This window comes from Salmonella sp. 32100201201700099SM (assembly GCF_017572645.1).
Classification (GTDB): domain Bacteria; phylum Pseudomonadota; class Gammaproteobacteria; order Enterobacterales; family Enterobacteriaceae; genus Salmonella; species Salmonella enterica.
Window position 1 is genome coordinate 15,345 of sequence record NZ_JAGERQ010000017.1, and the last position, 15,725, is coordinate 31,069.

A 15,725-nucleotide genomic window follows, 5' to 3' on the forward strand; every position below is an offset into this window, starting at 1 on the left:
ACAGAGTACAATGCAGCCTCTTTACCTGAGCGAGCGATCAATGGCAGACATTACTCTTATCAGCGGCAGCACCCTGGGCGGCGCCGAATACGTCGCGGAACATCTGGCGGAAAAGCTGGAAGCTGCCGGTTTTTCAACCGAAACGGTGCACGGTCCGTTATTAGAGGATCTGTCAACTTCCGGGATCTGGCTGATAATCAGCTCAACGCACGGCGCCGGAGACATTCCGGACAACCTGACCCCTTTCTATGAAGACCTTCAGACGCAGAAACCCGATCTTTCCGCGGTACGTTTCGGCGCAATTGGCATTGGCAGTCGAGAATACGACACGTTTTGCGGCGCGATTGAGAAAATAGAAGCGGAACTGAAAGGCGCTGGCGCAAAACAGGTTGGGGAAACACTGAAGATCAACATCCTTGAACATGAGATTCCGGAAGATCCAGCGGAGATTTGGCTCGGATCCTGGATTAATTTACTCAAATAAGTGTAAAGATCGTGCGTTCCATTGTGGATAAATCTGGTGGAAAGCTTGGATCAACCGGTAGTTATCCAAAGAATAACCGTTGTTCACTTTTTGAGTTGTGTATAAGTACCCGTTTTGATCCCAGCTTATACGGGCCACGATCACCGATCATTCACAGCTAGTGATCCTTTCCAACGCATTGATCTTTATTACAGGATCCGGGTTATCCACAGCCTGGTGCGATCCTAATAAGAGATCACAATAGAACAGATCTCTAAATAAAAAGATCTTCTTTTTAATAGCCCGGATCCCGGGGCTTTCTCCATCGGCTAAAGTTGAGTAGAATCCACCGCCCGGGCTTCAATCCATTTTCACACCGCGTTATGCGAGGCAATTACCATGTTTTATCAGGATCCTTTTGACGTCATTATTATTGGCGGGGGTCATGCAGGCACTGAGGCCGCGATGGCCGCAGCGCGTATGGGTCAACAGACTCTGCTTTTGACACACAATATTGACACGTTGGGACAGATGAGCTGCAACCCGGCGATCGGCGGTATTGGAAAGGGACATCTGGTAAAAGAGGTGGATGCGCTCGGCGGTCTGATGGCGAAAGCGATCGATCAGGCAGGTATTCAGTTTAGGATACTAAACGCCAGCAAAGGTCCGGCCGTTCGCGCTACCCGGGCTCAGGCGGATCGAGTCTTATACCGCCAGGCGGTGCGTACCGCGCTGGAGAATCAGCCGAATCTGATGATCTTCCAGCAAGCTGTTGAAGATCTGATCGTCGAAAACGATCGCGTTGTCGGCGCCGTGACCCAAATGGGGCTCAAATTCCGCGCGAAAGCGGTGGTACTGACCGTCGGAACCTTCCTGGATGGCAAAATTCATATTGGTCTGGATAACTACAGCGGCGGTCGTGCTGGCGATCCGCCATCCATCCCGCTGTCTCGCCGTCTGCGTGAGCTTCCGCTACGCGTCAGCCGCCTGAAAACCGGCACACCGCCGCGTATTGATGCGCGTACTATCGATTTCAGCGTGTTGGCTCAACAGCATGGCGATAACCCGATGCCGGTTTTCTCGTTTATGGGGAATGCTTCTCAGCATCCGCAACAGGTGCCGTGTTACATCACGCATACCAATGAGAAAACCCATGACGTGATTCGTAATAACCTCGATCGTAGCCCAATGTACGCTGGCGTGATCGAAGGGATCGGCCCACGCTACTGTCCTTCGATCGAAGACAAGGTGATGCGTTTTGCCGATCGTAACCAGCATCAGATCTTCCTTGAGCCGGAAGGACTGACCTCTAACGAGATTTACCCTAACGGTATCTCCACCAGCCTGCCGTTTGACGTGCAGATGCAGATTGTCCGTTCCATGCAGGGCATGGAGAACGCGAAGATCGTTCGCCCTGGTTACGCGATTGAGTATGATTTCTTCGACCCGCGAGATCTGAAACCGACTCTGGAAAGTAAATTTATTCACGGCCTGTTCTTTGCTGGTCAAATCAACGGTACTACCGGCTATGAAGAGGCTGCGGCGCAGGGCTTGCTCGCTGGTCTGAATGCCGCGCGTCTTTCCGCCGACAAAGAGCGCTGGGCGCCTGCGCGTTCTCAGGCTTATCTCGGCGTGCTGGTGGACGATCTCTGTACGCTGGGCACCAAAGAGCCGTATCGCATGTTTACCTCCCGCGCCGAATATCGCCTGATGCTGCGTGAGGACAACGCCGATCTGCGTCTGACCGAAATGGGCCGCGAGCTGGGGCTGGTGGATGATGAACGCTGGGCGCGCTTCAACGAGAAGCTGGAAAATATCGAACGCGAACGTCAGCGGCTGAAATCGACATGGGTAACGCCGTCTGCGGAATCCGCTGATGAAGTGAATGCGCATTTGACCACGCCACTCTCCCGTGAGGCCAGCGGCGAAGATCTGTTGCGTCGTCCGGAAATGACATATGCGCAGCTCACTTCGCTTGCCGCATTCGCGCCTGCGCTTGAAGATGAGCAAGCCGCTGAACAGGTGGAAATCCAGGTCAAATACGAAGGCTATATCGCTCGCCAGCAGGATGAGATTGAAAAACAACTACGTAACGAGAATACGTTGCTGCCTGCCACGCTGGATTATCGTCAGGTTTCCGGTCTGTCGAACGAAGTTATCGCCAAGCTGAACGATCATAAACCGGCGTCTATCGGCCAGGCATCGCGTATCTCCGGCGTTACGCCAGCGGCAATCTCCATTCTGCTGGTATGGCTGAAAAAACAAGGTATGCTGCGTCGTAGCGCTTGATAACACTAATTTGGCGGGGGCGCTTCGCTTGCCCGCCCTACAAATTTGTAGGCCCGATAAGCGAAAGCGCATCGGGCATTTGATTATTAACAGGTAATGACCGTGCTCAACAAACTCTCTCGTCTGCTGGCTGATGCCGGTATTTCTCTTACCGATCACCAGAAAACGCTGCTGGTCGCCTACGTTGATATGCTGCACAAATGGAACAAAGCATACAACCTGACGTCAGTGCGGGATCCCAACGAAATGTTGGTACGCCATATTCTCGACAGCATAGTCGTTGCGCCGTATCTGCAGGGACAGCGTTTTATCGATGTAGGAACAGGACCGGGGCTGCCGGGCATCCCGCTGGCTATTGTTCTCCCTGACGCGCATTTCACCTTACTCGACAGCCTGGGCAAGCGGGTACGTTTTCTGCGTCAGGTCCAGCACGAACTGAAACTGGAAAACATCACGCCGGTTCAAAGCCGCGTTGAAGCCTATCCCTCCGAACCGCCGTTTGATGGCGTTATCAGCCGCGCTTTCGCATCGTTGAATGATATGGTGAGCTGGTGTCACCATCTGCCGGGAGAGAAAGGGCGTTTTTATGCCTTAAAAGGGCAATTGCCAGGGGATGAAATTGCCTCACTACCTGACAATTTTAGCGTCGAATCTGTTGAAAAATTACGCGTTCCGCAACTGGAAGGCGAGCGGCATCTGGTGATTATTAAGTCAAACAAAGTTTAATTTTTATCAAAAAAAATAGAAAAAAAACGACGCGGCTTGTGTTAAAAATCGACAGGTATAACGCATTTCAGAGTTGTTACATTTAACTCTGGATTTACGGTTTCGTTTCAACATGACAACGTCGCTTCTTTTGTTAAAACAGAGAGTAATCAACTTTGTAAATATCAGTCTGCTAAAAATCGAATCGAAAAATCACTTTTGCTTGTTAAATTTTTATTATAAATGTCAATGGGGCGTTTTTAAGGTGTAAGCTGGTATTTTTAAAACAGTACCTGGTTTTACGCTTAAATATCAAAAAGATGAAAAGGCATGAATTGACACGTAAATGAATTGCGTAAGCATGAATATGTTTAATGTGTGATCTGGTGCACGCTTTATCGCCAGTGTTTTCGCGCTATTTGCAGTTTTGTACGATCGTTCACACTTTGGCTAAAAGTTAAAAATGCGGGCCAGAGAAAAATATTTAAACATTTATTCACCTTTTGGCTACTTATTGTTTGAAATCACGGGGGCGCACCGTATAATTTGACCGCTTTTTGATGCTTGACTCTAAGTCTTAAAGAACGTTTTATACGACACGCGGCATACCTCGAAGTGAGCAGGAGTAAAAACGTGATGTCTGTGTCGCTCGTGAGTCGAAACGTTGCTCGTAAGCTTCTGTTCATTCAGTTTCTGGCGGTAATAGCAAGTGGATTGCTGTTTTGCCTCAAAGACCCCTTCTGGGGCATCTCCGCAGTATGTGGGGGATTGGCAGTGGCACTGCCTAATATGTTGTTTATGATATTTGCCTGGCGTCACCAGGCGCATACACCTGCTAAGGGCCGCGTGTCCTGGACTTTCGCCTTCGGTGAAGCCTTCAAGGTGTTAGCGATGCTGGTTTTACTGGTGGTGGCGTTGGCGGTTTTAAAGGCGGTGTTTTTGCCGCTGATCGTTACGTGGGTTTTGGTGCTGGTGGTTCAGATACTGGCGCCGGCTGTAATTAACAACAAAGGGTAAAAGGCATCATGGCTTCAGAAAATATGACGCCGCAGGAATACATAGGACACCATCTGAATAACCTTCAGCTGGACCTGCGTACTTTCTCGCTGGTGGATCCGCAGAACCCCCCAGCCACCTTCTGGACGCTCAATATTGACTCCATGTTCTTCTCGGTGGTGCTGGGTCTGTTGTTTCTGGTGATGTTCCGTAGCGTTGCTAAAAAAGCGACCAGCGGCGTGCCAGGCAAGTTTCAGACCGCGATTGAGCTGATAGTCGGCTTTGTGCATGGCAGCGTCAAAGACATGTACCATGGCAAAAGCAAGCTGATTGCGCCGCTGGCCCTGACGATTTTCGTCTGGGTATTCCTTATGAACCTGATGGACTTACTGCCTATCGACCTGCTGCCGTATATCGCTGAGCATTGGCTGGGTCTGCCGGCAACGCGCGTGGTGCCGTCTGCTGACGTCAACATCACCCTGTCGATGGCGCTGGGCGTATTCATCCTTATTCTGTTCTACAGCATCAAAATGAAAGGCATCGGCGGCTTCGCAAAAGAGTTGACGCTGCAGCCGTTCAATCACTGGGCGTTCATTCCTGTCAACTTAATCCTTGAAGGGGTAAGTCTGCTGTCCAAACCGGTTTCTCTCGGTCTGCGACTGTTCGGCAACATGTATGCCGGTGAGCTGATTTTCATTCTGATTGCTGGTCTGTTGCCGTGGTGGTCACAGTGGATTCTGAATGTGCCGTGGGCCATTTTCCACATCCTGATTATTACGCTGCAAGCCTTCATTTTCATGGTTCTGACGATTGTCTATCTGTCGATGGCGTCCGAAGAGCATTAATTTACCAACACTACTACGTTTTAACTGAAACAAACTGGAGACTGTCATGGAAAACCTGAATATGGATCTGCTGTACATGGCTGCCGCTGTGATGATGGGTCTGGCGGCAATCGGTGCTGCGATCGGTATCGGCATCCTCGGGGGTAAATTCCTGGAAGGCGCGGCGCGTCAACCTGATCTGATTCCTCTGCTGCGTACTCAGTTCTTTATCGTTATGGGTCTGGTGGATGCTATCCCGATGATCGCTGTAGGTCTGGGTCTGTACGTGATGTTCGCTGTCGCGTAGTAAGCGTTGCTTGAATTAAGAGCAATATCAGAAGGTTAACTAGATAGAGGCATTGTGCTGTGAATCTTAACGCAACAATCCTCGGCCAGGCCATCGCGTTTATTCTCTTTGTCTGGTTTTGCATGAAGTACGTATGGCCGCCGTTAATGGCAGCCATCGAGAAACGTCAGAAAGAAATTGCTGACGGTCTCGCTTCTGCTGAACGAGCACATAAGGATCTTGACCTTGCAAAGGCCAGCGCGACCGACCAGCTGAAAAAAGCGAAAGCGGAAGCTCAGGTAATCATCGAGCAGGCAAACAAACGCCGCGCTCAGATCCTGGACGAAGCCAAAACTGAAGCAGAGCAGGAACGTACTAAAATCGTGGCGCAGGCGCAGGCGGAAATTGAAGCCGAGCGTAAACGCGCCCGTGAAGAGCTGCGTAAGCAAGTTGCTATCCTGGCTGTTGCTGGCGCCGAGAAGATCATCGAACGTTCCGTGGATGAAGCTGCTAACAGCGACATCGTGGATAAACTTGTCGCTGAACTGTAAGGAGGGAGGGGCTGATGTCTGAATTTGTTACGGTAGCTCGCCCCTACGCCAAAGCAGCTTTTGACTTTGCCGTTGAACACCAAAGTGTAGAGCGCTGGCAGGATATGCTGGCGTTTGCCGCCGAGGTAACCAAGAACGAACAAATGGCAGAGCTTCTCTCTGGCGCGCTGGCGCCGGAAACGCTCGCTGAGTCGTTTATCGCAGTCTGCGGTGAGCAGTTAGACGAAAATGGTCAGAACCTGATTCGGGTGATGGCTGAAAATAATCGTCTGAACGCGCTCCCGGATGTTCTGGAGCAGTTTATTCATCTGCGTGCCGCCAGTGAAGCTACCTCCGAGGTAGAAGTTACGTCGGCAACCGCATTGAGTGAAGAGCAGCTTTCGAAAATCAGCGCCGCGATGGAAAAACGTCTGTCACGCAAAGTGAAGCTGAATTGCAAAATCGATAAGTCTGTAATGGCAGGCGTTATCATCCGGGCGGGTGATATGGTCATTGATGGCAGCGTACGCGGCCGTCTTGAGCGCCTTGCAGACGTCTTGCAGTCTTAAGGGGACTGGAGCATGCAACTGAATTCCACCGAAATCAGCGAACTGATCAAGCAGCGCATTGCTCAGTTCAATGTGGTGAGCGAAGCTCACAACGAAGGTACTATTGTTTCTGTTAGTGACGGTGTTATCCGCATTCACGGCTTGGCCGATTGTATGCAGGGTGAAATGATCTCCCTGCCGGGTAACCGTTACGCTATCGCACTGAACCTGGAGCGCGACTCCGTGGGTGCGGTAGTCATGGGTCCATACGCTGACCTTGCCGAAGGCATGAAGGTTAAATGTACGGGTCGTATCCTGGAAGTTCCGGTTGGCCGCGGTCTGCTGGGACGTGTGGTAAACACCCTGGGTGCGCCAATCGACGGTAAAGGTCCGGTTGATAATGACGGCTTCTCTGCCGTTGAAGCGATTGCGCCGGGCGTTATCGATCGTCAGTCTGTCGATCAGCCGGTGCAGACCGGCTATAAAGCCGTTGACTCCATGATCCCAATCGGTCGTGGTCAGCGTGAACTGATCATCGGTGACCGTCAGACCGGTAAAACCGCGCTGGCTATCGACGCCATCATCAACCAGCGCGACTCCGGCATCAAATGTATCTATGTCGCTATCGGCCAGAAAGCGTCCACCATCTCTAACGTGGTGCGTAAACTGGAAGAGCACGGTGCGCTGGCTAACACCATTGTTGTGGTGGCGACCGCGTCCGAATCCGCTGCGCTGCAATATTTGGCGCCGTATGCCGGTTGCGCAATGGGCGAATACTTCCGTGACCGCGGTGAAGATGCGCTGATCATTTACGATGACCTGTCTAAACAGGCTGTTGCTTACCGTCAGATCTCCCTGCTGCTCCGTCGTCCGCCAGGACGTGAAGCATTCCCGGGCGACGTATTCTACCTCCACTCTCGTCTGCTGGAGCGTGCTGCGCGTGTTAACGCCGACTACGTCGAAGCCTTCACTAAAGGTGAAGTGAAAGGGAAAACCGGTTCACTGACTGCGCTGCCGATTATCGAAACGCAGGCAGGTGACGTTTCCGCGTTCGTTCCGACCAACGTAATTTCCATTACCGATGGTCAGATCTTCCTGGAATCTAACCTGTTTAACGCCGGTATTCGTCCTGCGGTTAACCCGGGTATCTCGGTATCCCGTGTAGGTGGCGCAGCCCAGACCAAGATCATGAAAAAACTGTCCGGAGGTATTCGTACCGCGCTGGCGCAGTATCGTGAACTGGCGGCGTTCTCTCAGTTTGCATCCGACCTTGACGATGCCACCCGTAAACAGCTTGACCACGGTCAGAAAGTGACCGAACTGCTGAAACAGAAACAGTATGCGCCGATGTCCGTCGCGCAGCAGTCTCTGGTTCTGTTCGCAGCAGAACGTGGTTATCTGGCGGATGTCGAACTGGCGAAAATCGGTAGCTTCGAAGCCGCACTGCTGGCTTACGTCGACCGTGATCACGCTCCTCTGATGCAAGAGATCAACCAGTCCGGTGGCTATAACGACGAAATCGAAGGCAAGCTGAAAGGCATCCTCGATTCCTTCAAAGCAACCCAGTCCTGGTAACGTCTGGCGGCTTGCCTTAGGGCAGGCCGTAAGGCATTGAGGAGAAGCTCATGGCCGGCGCAAAAGAGATACGTAGTAAGATCGCAAGCGTCCAGAACACGCAAAAGATCACTAAAGCGATGGAGATGGTCGCCGCTTCCAAAATGCGTAAATCGCAGGATCGCATGGCGGCCAGCCGTCCTTATGCAGAGACCATGCGCAAAGTGATTGGTCACCTTGCGAACGGTAATCTGGAATATAAGCACCCCTACCTGGAAGAGCGCGACGTTAAACGCGTGGGCTACCTGGTAGTGTCGACCGACCGTGGTTTGTGCGGTGGCTTGAACATTAACCTGTTCAAAAAGCTGCTGGCGGATATGAAGGCATGGTCCGATAAAGGCGTTCAGTGCGAACTCGCAATGATCGGCTCTAAGGGCGTGTCATTCTTTAATTCCGTAGGCGGCAACGTTGTCGCTCAGGTGACAGGTATGGGGGATAACCCTTCTCTGTCCGAACTGATCGGTCCGGTTAAAGTGATGTTGCAGGCCTACGACGAAGGCCGTCTGGACAAGCTTTACATTGTCAGCAACAAATTTATTAACACCATGTCTCAGGTGCCGACGATCACTCAACTGCTGCCGCTGCCGGCGTCAGAAGATGATGATCTGAAGCGTACAGCCTGGGATTACCTGTATGAACCAGACCCGAAAGCGCTGCTGGATACTCTCCTGCGTCGTTATGTGGAGTCTCAGGTTTATCAGGGCGTGGTAGAAAACCTGGCCAGCGAGCAGGCCGCACGAATGGTGGCGATGAAAGCCGCAACCGATAATGGCGGCAGCCTGATTAAAGAGCTGCAGTTGGTATACAACAAAGCTCGTCAGGCCAGCATTACTCAGGAACTCACCGAGATCGTCTCGGGGGCCGCCGCGGTTTAACCAGGTTATTTCGTAGAGGATTTAAGATGGCTACTGGAAAGATTGTCCAGGTAATCGGCGCCGTGGTCGACGTCGATTTCCCTCAGGATGCCGTACCACGCGTGTACGATGCCCTTGAGGTGCAGAATGGTAATGAGAAGCTGGTGCTGGAAGTTCAGCAGCAGCTTGGCGGCGGTATCGTGCGTACCATCGCGATGGGGTCTTCTGACGGTCTGCGTCGCGGTCTGGATGTAAAAGATCTCGAACACCCGATCGAAGTCCCGGTAGGTAAAGCTACGCTGGGTCGTATCATGAACGTCCTGGGCGAACCGGTCGACATGAAAGGCGAGATCGGCGAAGAAGAGCGTTGGGCGATTCACCGCGCAGCGCCTTCCTACGAAGAGTTGTCAAACTCTCAGGAACTGCTGGAAACCGGTATCAAAGTTATCGACCTGATGTGTCCGTTCGCGAAGGGCGGTAAAGTCGGTCTGTTCGGTGGTGCGGGTGTAGGTAAAACCGTAAACATGATGGAGCTTATCCGTAACATCGCGATCGAGCACTCCGGTTACTCTGTGTTTGCGGGCGTAGGTGAACGTACTCGTGAGGGTAACGACTTCTACCATGAAATGACCGACTCCAACGTTATCGATAAAGTATCCCTGGTGTATGGCCAGATGAACGAGCCGCCGGGAAACCGTCTGCGCGTTGCACTGACCGGCCTGACCATGGCGGAGAAATTCCGTGACGAAGGTCGTGACGTACTGCTGTTCGTCGATAACATCTATCGTTACACCCTGGCCGGTACGGAAGTATCCGCACTGCTGGGTCGTATGCCTTCCGCGGTAGGTTACCAGCCGACTCTGGCGGAAGAGATGGGCGTTCTGCAGGAACGTATCACCTCCACCAAGACCGGTTCTATCACCTCCGTACAGGCGGTATACGTACCTGCGGATGACTTAACTGACCCGTCTCCAGCCACCACCTTTGCGCACTTAGATGCAACCGTGGTACTGAGCCGTCAGATCGCATCCCTGGGTATCTACCCGGCCGTTGACCCGCTGGATTCCACCAGCCGTCAGCTGGATCCGCTGGTTGTTGGTCAGGAACACTACGACACCGCGCGTGGCGTTCAGTCCATCCTGCAGCGTTATCAGGAACTGAAAGACATCATCGCCATCCTCGGTATGGATGAACTGTCTGAAGAAGATAAACTGGTGGTAGCTCGCGCGCGTAAGATCCAGCGCTTCCTGTCCCAGCCGTTCTTCGTGGCGGAAGTATTTACCGGTTCTCCGGGCAAATACGTCTCCCTGAAAGACACCATCCGTGGCTTTAAAGGCATCATGGAAGGCGAATACGATCACCTGCCGGAGCAGGCGTTCTACATGGTCGGTTCCATCGACGAAGCCGTGGAAAAAGCCAAAAAACTTTAACGCCTTAATCGGAGGGTGATATGGCAATGACTTACCACCTGGATGTCGTCAGCGCGGAGCAACAAATGTTCTCCGGTCTGGTCGAGAAAATCCAGGTTACGGGTAGCGAAGGTGAACTGGGGATCTACCCGGGGCACGCGCCGCTGCTCACCGCCATTAAGCCTGGTATGATTCGCATCGTTAAGCAGCACGGTCACGAAGAGTTTATCTATCTGTCCGGCGGCATTCTGGAAGTGCAGCCTGGCAGTGTGACCGTTCTGGCGGATACCGCGATTCGCGGTCAGGATCTCGACGAAGCGCGAGCCCTGGAAGCGAAGCGTAAAGCCGAAGAGCACATTAAGAGCTCGCACGGTGACGTGGATTACGCTCAGGCGTCTGCGGAACTGGCCAAAGCGATCGCTAAACTGCGCGTTATCGAGTTGACCAAAAAAGCGATGTAACACCGGCTTGAAAGCATAAAACCAGTCTGATTGCGGACTGGTTTTTTTTTATCCTCTCAATTTTTATTCGATAAACTAGCAACGACAAAAACAAGCGGCTGAAGGCGATGCGTTTTCAGCGACAGCGCTGTTTTCATTAAATCCTTCTTTCTGTCATTGGCATCTGCACATTGTGCGAAGAAGGAAGGAATGGATGCGTTTTTATTGCATAAAATGAGGGATTATTACTATGTCATTTCAGCCATCCTTTGCGGGGCCACAACCCGACTCAAGGATTGATCGTACTACCTTTATTCGTCGCGCTTATCTTCATCTCGCCGTCGCCATCGTCGGTTTTATCGTGTTGAGCGCGGCGTGGAGTTTTATAGGGGTCGGGGAGTATGCGCTTGATGTGCTGCTGGCTGGTGGAAGATATAGCTGGTTGGTTGTTCTCGGCGCTTTTATGCTGGTGGGAATGCTGGCGACCCGTCTGGCGGATAATGCGGGGACTAATCAAACGCAACTTATCGGGCTGGGGATTTATGTGTTGGCAGAATCCCTGATTTTTGCCCCCCTGTTAACGGTGGCGGCGTATATTAACCCGTCGAGTATTGGCGCGGCGGCAATAACGACTCTGTTGCTGGTCGGCGGCCTGACGTTTACCGCTTTTTCCATAAAAAAAGACTTTTCTTTTCTGCGCTCGTTTCTGACTATGGCTGGGTTCATTGCTTTTGGCGCGATTATTGCCAGCGTCATCTGTGGCTTTTCGCTGGGCGTCTGGTTTTCTGCGCTAATGGTACTGCTGTGCGCCGGGTTTATACTTTACGATACTTCTAATATTATTCACCATTACCCTACCGATCGCCCTGCTGGCGCGGCATTACATCTGTTTGCTTCTATCGCGACCATGTTCTGGTATATTTTGCGGATTTTTATGTCGCGTAATTAAGTAAAAAATACGCGCAACGGAAAACCAGCGGCCTCTGTCGCTGGTTTTTGCTTTTCTGACTCCCCTGCGCTTTATTACGTTATCTTCTTTATTTATGGAGTAAAAAAACAGCAAAAACATCGGACTACGTTGCCAATACGCGGGTGTTTTTACTTTTCAGGAGACAAGAGGCGCGGTAATGAACGAAAATGATTCATTAGCAGGCGGGGTTTTTATCTCGGTGAGCGTTTTATCCTTCTTCCATTTTACGATGAAAAAAATGTAGTATTTTCAACGTGAAACAGTATAAATTCGTTCTCAAATTACAGTCAGGACGCGTATGTTAAATAGTGCTATGAGCGTAGTGATCCTTGCCGCAGGTAAAGGCACGCGCATGTATTCCGATATTCCTAAAGTGCTGCACACGCTGGCGGGTAAACCCATGGTGCAGCATGTCATTGATGCAGCTACTAAATTAGGGGCCGCACAGGTTCATCTGGTCTATGGCCACGGTGGCGAGTTGTTAAAACAGACCCTGAAAGATGACAAGCTAAACTGGGTGCTTCAGGCGGAACAGTTGGGAACAGGTCACGCAATGCAGCAGGCCGCGCCCTTCTTTAGCGACGATGAAGATATTTTAATGCTTTACGGCGACGTGCCGCTGATTTCGGTTGAAACCTTACAGCGCCTGCGCGATGCCAAACCGCAGGGTGGTATTGGGTTATTAACCGTGAAGCTGGACGATCCGAGCGGCTATGGCCGTATTACGCGTGAAAACGGTAAAGTGACCGGCATCGTTGAACATAAAGACGCCACTGATGAACAGCGTCAGATCCAGGAAATTAACACCGGTATTCTGATCGCCAACGGCGCGGACCTGAAACGCTGGTTGTCTAAGCTGACTAACAATAATGCGCAGGGTGAATATTACATCACAGATATCATCGCGCTGGCTTATCAGGAAGGACGGGAAATCGCCGCGGTGCATCCGGCTCGCATCAGCGAAACGGACGGCGTGAATAACCGTCTACAGCTTTCTCGTCTGGAGCGTATTTACCAGGCCGAACAGGCGGAGAAACTGCTGTTATCCGGCGTTATGTTGCGCGATCCGGCACGTTTTGATCTTCGCGGCACCCTTCATTGTGGAATGGATGTGGAAATTGACGCTAACGTTATCATCGAAGGTTATGTAACGCTCGGTCACCGCGTGAAGATCGGCGCGGGCTGCATTATTAAAAACAGCGTTATTGGCGATGACTGCGAAATTAGCCCATACAGCGTGGTGGAAGATGCGCATCTGGAAGCGGCCTGCACCATCGGCCCGTTTGCTCGCCTGCGTCCCGGCGCGGAGCTGTTAGCGGGCGCTCACGTCGGCAATTTCGTTGAAATGAAAAAAGCGCGTCTCGGTAAAGGTTCTAAAGCCGGCCATCTGACCTACCTGGGCGATGCGGAAATTGGCGACAACGTGAATATCGGCGCGGGGACCATCACCTGTAACTATGATGGTGCGAACAAATTCAAAACGGTTATTGACGACGATGTGTTTGTCGGCTCCGATACCCAACTGGTGGCGCCGGTTACTGTTGGTAAAGGGGCCACCATCGCCGCAGGGACTACCGTCACCCGTAATGTAGCCGACAATGAACTGGTATTAAGCCGCGTGCCGCAGGTGCATAAGCAAGGCTGGCAGCGTCCGGTGAAGAAAAAGTGATTTTGTAAGCCGGATAAGCGTCAGCGCCATCCGGCAGACCGGAAATGAGAGGATAAAATAATCCTCCGCTCCATGAGCAGTACTTATAAAAATAACCCCACTCTCTACAAGGCTCGGGGCGCCCGCAACGACGGGCATACAGGTCAGCGACAACGCATGGCGTAATGCCATCATCAGGAAATAAAACTATGTGTGGAATTGTTGGCGCTATCGCGCAGCGTGATGTAGCTGAAATCCTTCTCGAAGGTTTACGTCGTCTGGAATACCGCGGATATGACTCTGCCGGTCTGGCCGTGGTTGATGCAGAAGGTCATATGACCCGCCTGCGTCGCCTCGGTAAAGTCCAGATGCTGGCTCAGGCAGCGGAAGAACATCCTCTGCATGGCGGCACCGGTATTGCTCACACTCGTTGGGCGACGCACGGTGAACCTTCAGAAGCTAACGCGCATCCGCATGTTTCTGAACACATTGTGGTGGTGCATAACGGCATCATCGAAAACCATGAACCGCTGCGTGAAGCGTTAAAAGCGCGTGGCTATACCTTCGTTTCTGAAACCGACACCGAAGTGATTGCACACCTGGTAAACTGGGAACTGAAACAGGGCGGTACTCTGCGTGAGGCTGTTCTGCGTGCTATCCCGCAACTGCGTGGTGCGTACGGTACAGTGATCATGGATACCCGTCACCCGGATACCCTACTGGCTGCACGTTCTGGTAGCCCGCTGGTGATTGGCCTGGGTATGGGCGAAAACTTTATCGCTTCTGACCAGCTGGCGCTGTTGCCAGTGACTCGTCGCTTTATCTTCCTTGAAGAGGGCGATATCGCTGAAATCACTCGCCGTTCGGTAAATATCTTCGATAACACCGGCGCGGAAGTAAAACGTCAGGATATCGAATCCAATCTGCAATATGACGCGGGCGATAAAGGTATTTACCGCCACTACATGCAGAAAGAGATCTACGAACAGCCGAACGCGATCAAAAACACCCTTACCGGGCGCATCAGCCACGGTCAGGTGGATTTAAGCGAGCTGGGACCGAACGCCGACGAACTGCTGTCGAAGGTTGAGCATATTCAGATCCTCGCCTGCGGTACGTCTTACAACTCCGGTATGGTTTCCCGTTACTGGTTTGAATCGCTGGCAGGTATTCCGTGCGACGTTGAAATCGCCTCTGAATTCCGCTATCGCAAATCTGCCGTGCGCCGTAACAGCCTGATGATCACGCTCTCCCAGTCTGGCGAAACGGCAGATACCCTGGCTGGCCTGCGTCTGTCGAAAGAGCTGGGATATTTGGGCTCTCTGGCCATTTGTAACGTGCCGGGCTCTTCGCTGGTGCGTGAATCCGATCTGGCGCTGATGACCAACGCGGGTACGGAAATTGGCGTAGCATCTACCAAAGCCTTCACCACCCAGTTAACCGTGCTGTTGATGCTGGTGGCGAAACTGTCTCGCCTGAAAGGTCTGGATGCGTCCATTGAGCATGATATCGTGCATGGCCTACAGGCGCTGCCGAGCCGTATTGAGCAGATGCTGTCGCAGGACAAACGCATTGAGCTGCTTGCAGAAGATTTCTCTGACAAGCATCACGCGTTATTCCTCGGTCGTGGCGATCAATATCCGATTGCGCTCGAAGGCGCGCTGAAGCTGAAAGAGATCTCTTACATTCACGCGGAAGCCTATGCTGCAGGCGAGCTGAAACACGGGCCGTTGGCGCTGATTGACGCCGATATGCCGGTGATTGTGGTGGCGCCGAACAACGAACTGCTGGAGAAACTGAAATCCAACATCGAAGAAGTTCGCGCGCGTGGCGGTCAGTTGTACGTCTTCGCCGATCAGGATGCGGGTTTTGTGAGCAGCGACAACATGCACATCATTGAGATGCCGCATGTGGAAGAGGTCATTGCGCCTATCTTCTACACCGTTCCGCTGCAACTGCTGGCGTATCACGTGGCGCTGATTAAAGGCACCGACGTTGACCAGCCGCGTAACCTGGCGAAATCAGTGACGGTAGAGTAAGTCAAATGTAGTACCAGGCAGAAGGCCGTCGACAGACGGCCTTTTTTTGTGCGCTGTGACAGGCGCTGTTCTTTCTCTATGGTGGCTGAAGAGCGACTAAGAGGTGCTAC

15 protein-coding genes are annotated in these 15,725 nt (G+C 52.1%); all 15 read left to right on the plus strand.

The genetic code is table 11. The features are described 5' to 3' along the window. Window positions 1–40: 40 nt before the first annotated feature. Window positions 41–484 carry an FMN-binding protein MioC gene (mioC, locus tag J4685_RS21360; protein ID WP_000763722.1) on the plus strand — a complete coding sequence of 148 codons (444 nt, stop codon included), beginning with the start codon at window positions 41–43 and terminating at the stop codon, window positions 482–484. 378 nt (window positions 485–862) lie between these two features. Next, window positions 863–2,752, plus strand: a complete 1,890-nt coding sequence (gene mnmG, locus J4685_RS21365; protein WP_000499877.1) for a tRNA uridine-5-carboxymethylaminomethyl(34) synthesis enzyme MnmG — start codon at window positions 863–865, stop codon at window positions 2,750–2,752. Between the two features lie 102 nt (window positions 2,753–2,854). Next, the gene (rsmG, locus tag J4685_RS21370) at window positions 2,855–3,478 is read left to right on the plus strand and encodes a 16S rRNA (guanine(527)-N(7))-methyltransferase RsmG (protein WP_001519938.1); all 624 of its coding nucleotides are present in this window, start codon (window positions 2,855–2,857) and stop codon (window positions 3,476–3,478) included. A gap of 615 nt (window positions 3,479–4,093) precedes the next feature. Next, on the plus strand, window positions 4,094–4,474 hold the full coding sequence (gene atpI / locus J4685_RS21375; protein ID WP_000116685.1) for a F0F1 ATP synthase subunit I: 381 nt from the start codon (window positions 4,094–4,096) through the stop codon (window positions 4,472–4,474). 8 nt (window positions 4,475–4,482) lie between these two features. After that, window positions 4,483–5,298 carry a F0F1 ATP synthase subunit A gene (gene atpB, locus J4685_RS21380; RefSeq protein ID WP_000135632.1) on the plus strand — a complete coding sequence of 272 codons (816 nt, stop codon included), beginning with the start codon at window positions 4,483–4,485 and terminating at the stop codon, window positions 5,296–5,298. Window positions 5,299–5,344: 46 nt separating this feature from the next. After that, window positions 5,345–5,584 (plus strand): F0F1 ATP synthase subunit C, encoded by a 240-nt coding sequence (gene atpE, locus J4685_RS21385; protein WP_000429386.1) that lies wholly within the window; start codon window positions 5,345–5,347, stop codon window positions 5,582–5,584. A gap of 59 nt (window positions 5,585–5,643) precedes the next feature. Beyond that, window positions 5,644–6,114: a F0F1 ATP synthase subunit B gene (atpF, locus tag J4685_RS21390; protein ID WP_001052212.1), complete on the plus strand. Its 471-nt coding sequence runs from the start codon at window positions 5,644–5,646 to the stop codon at window positions 6,112–6,114. A gap of 14 nt (window positions 6,115–6,128) precedes the next feature. Beyond that, complete coding sequence (gene atpH, locus J4685_RS21395; protein ID WP_001288957.1) at window positions 6,129–6,662, plus strand: F0F1 ATP synthase subunit delta; 534 nt, start codon at window positions 6,129–6,131, stop codon at window positions 6,660–6,662. A 12-nt stretch (window positions 6,663–6,674) separates the two neighbouring features. After that, window positions 6,675–8,216, plus strand: coding sequence for a F0F1 ATP synthase subunit alpha (gene atpA / locus J4685_RS21400; RefSeq protein WP_001176751.1), 1,542 nt, complete (start codon window positions 6,675–6,677; stop codon window positions 8,214–8,216). Between the two features lie 50 nt (window positions 8,217–8,266). Further along, on the plus strand, window positions 8,267–9,130 hold the full coding sequence (atpG, locus tag J4685_RS21405) for a F0F1 ATP synthase subunit gamma (protein WP_000896507.1): 864 nt from the start codon (window positions 8,267–8,269) through the stop codon (window positions 9,128–9,130). 26 nt (window positions 9,131–9,156) lie between these two features. Then, window positions 9,157–10,539, plus strand: coding sequence for a F0F1 ATP synthase subunit beta (gene atpD / locus J4685_RS21410; protein WP_000190495.1), 1,383 nt, complete (start codon window positions 9,157–9,159; stop codon window positions 10,537–10,539). A gap of 20 nt (window positions 10,540–10,559) precedes the next feature. Further along, window positions 10,560–10,979 carry a F0F1 ATP synthase subunit epsilon gene (locus J4685_RS21415; protein ID WP_001251971.1) on the plus strand — a complete coding sequence of 140 codons (420 nt, stop codon included), beginning with the start codon at window positions 10,560–10,562 and terminating at the stop codon, window positions 10,977–10,979. Between the two features lie 229 nt (window positions 10,980–11,208). After that, on the plus strand, window positions 11,209–11,907 hold the full coding sequence (locus J4685_RS21420) for a Bax inhibitor-1 family protein (RefSeq protein WP_000009908.1): 699 nt from the start codon (window positions 11,209–11,211) through the stop codon (window positions 11,905–11,907). Window positions 11,908–12,226: 319 nt separating this feature from the next. Next, complete coding sequence (gene glmU / locus J4685_RS21425) at window positions 12,227–13,597, plus strand: bifunctional UDP-N-acetylglucosamine diphosphorylase/glucosamine-1-phosphate N-acetyltransferase GlmU (RefSeq protein WP_000934850.1); 1,371 nt, start codon at window positions 12,227–12,229, stop codon at window positions 13,595–13,597. A 188-nt stretch (window positions 13,598–13,785) separates the two neighbouring features. Next, window positions 13,786–15,615, plus strand: coding sequence for a glutamine--fructose-6-phosphate transaminase (isomerizing) (gene glmS, locus J4685_RS21430; RefSeq protein WP_000334067.1), 1,830 nt, complete (start codon window positions 13,786–13,788; stop codon window positions 15,613–15,615). Window positions 15,616–15,725: the final 110 nt, after the last annotated feature.

Bases quoted from the DNA above. Each gene is read 5' to 3' on its own strand.
- mioC (WP_000763722.1), top strand. From the start codon at position 41: ATGGCAGACATTACTCTTATCAGCGGCAGCACCCTGGGCGGCGCCGAA.
- mnmG (WP_000499877.1), top strand. From the start codon at position 863: ATGTTTTATCAGGATCCTTTTGACGTCATTATTATTGGCGGGGGTCAT.
- atpI (WP_000116685.1), top strand. From the start codon at position 4,094: ATGTCTGTGTCGCTCGTGAGTCGAAACGTTGCTCGTAAGCTTCTGTTC.
- atpB (WP_000135632.1), top strand. From the start codon at position 4,483: ATGGCTTCAGAAAATATGACGCCGCAGGAATACATAGGACACCATCTG.
- atpE (WP_000429386.1), top strand. From the start codon at position 5,345: ATGGAAAACCTGAATATGGATCTGCTGTACATGGCTGCCGCTGTGATG.
- atpH (WP_001288957.1), top strand. From the start codon at position 6,129: ATGTCTGAATTTGTTACGGTAGCTCGCCCCTACGCCAAAGCAGCTTTT.
- atpA (WP_001176751.1), top strand. From the start codon at position 6,675: ATGCAACTGAATTCCACCGAAATCAGCGAACTGATCAAGCAGCGCATT.
- atpG (WP_000896507.1), top strand. From the start codon at position 8,267: ATGGCCGGCGCAAAAGAGATACGTAGTAAGATCGCAAGCGTCCAGAAC.
- atpD (WP_000190495.1), top strand. From the start codon at position 9,157: ATGGCTACTGGAAAGATTGTCCAGGTAATCGGCGCCGTGGTCGACGTC.
- J4685_RS21415 (WP_001251971.1), top strand. From the start codon at position 10,560: ATGGCAATGACTTACCACCTGGATGTCGTCAGCGCGGAGCAACAAATG.
- J4685_RS21420 (WP_000009908.1), top strand. From the start codon at position 11,209: ATGTCATTTCAGCCATCCTTTGCGGGGCCACAACCCGACTCAAGGATT.
- glmU (WP_000934850.1), top strand. From the start codon at position 12,227: ATGTTAAATAGTGCTATGAGCGTAGTGATCCTTGCCGCAGGTAAAGGC.
- glmS (WP_000334067.1), top strand. From the start codon at position 13,786: ATGTGTGGAATTGTTGGCGCTATCGCGCAGCGTGATGTAGCTGAAATC.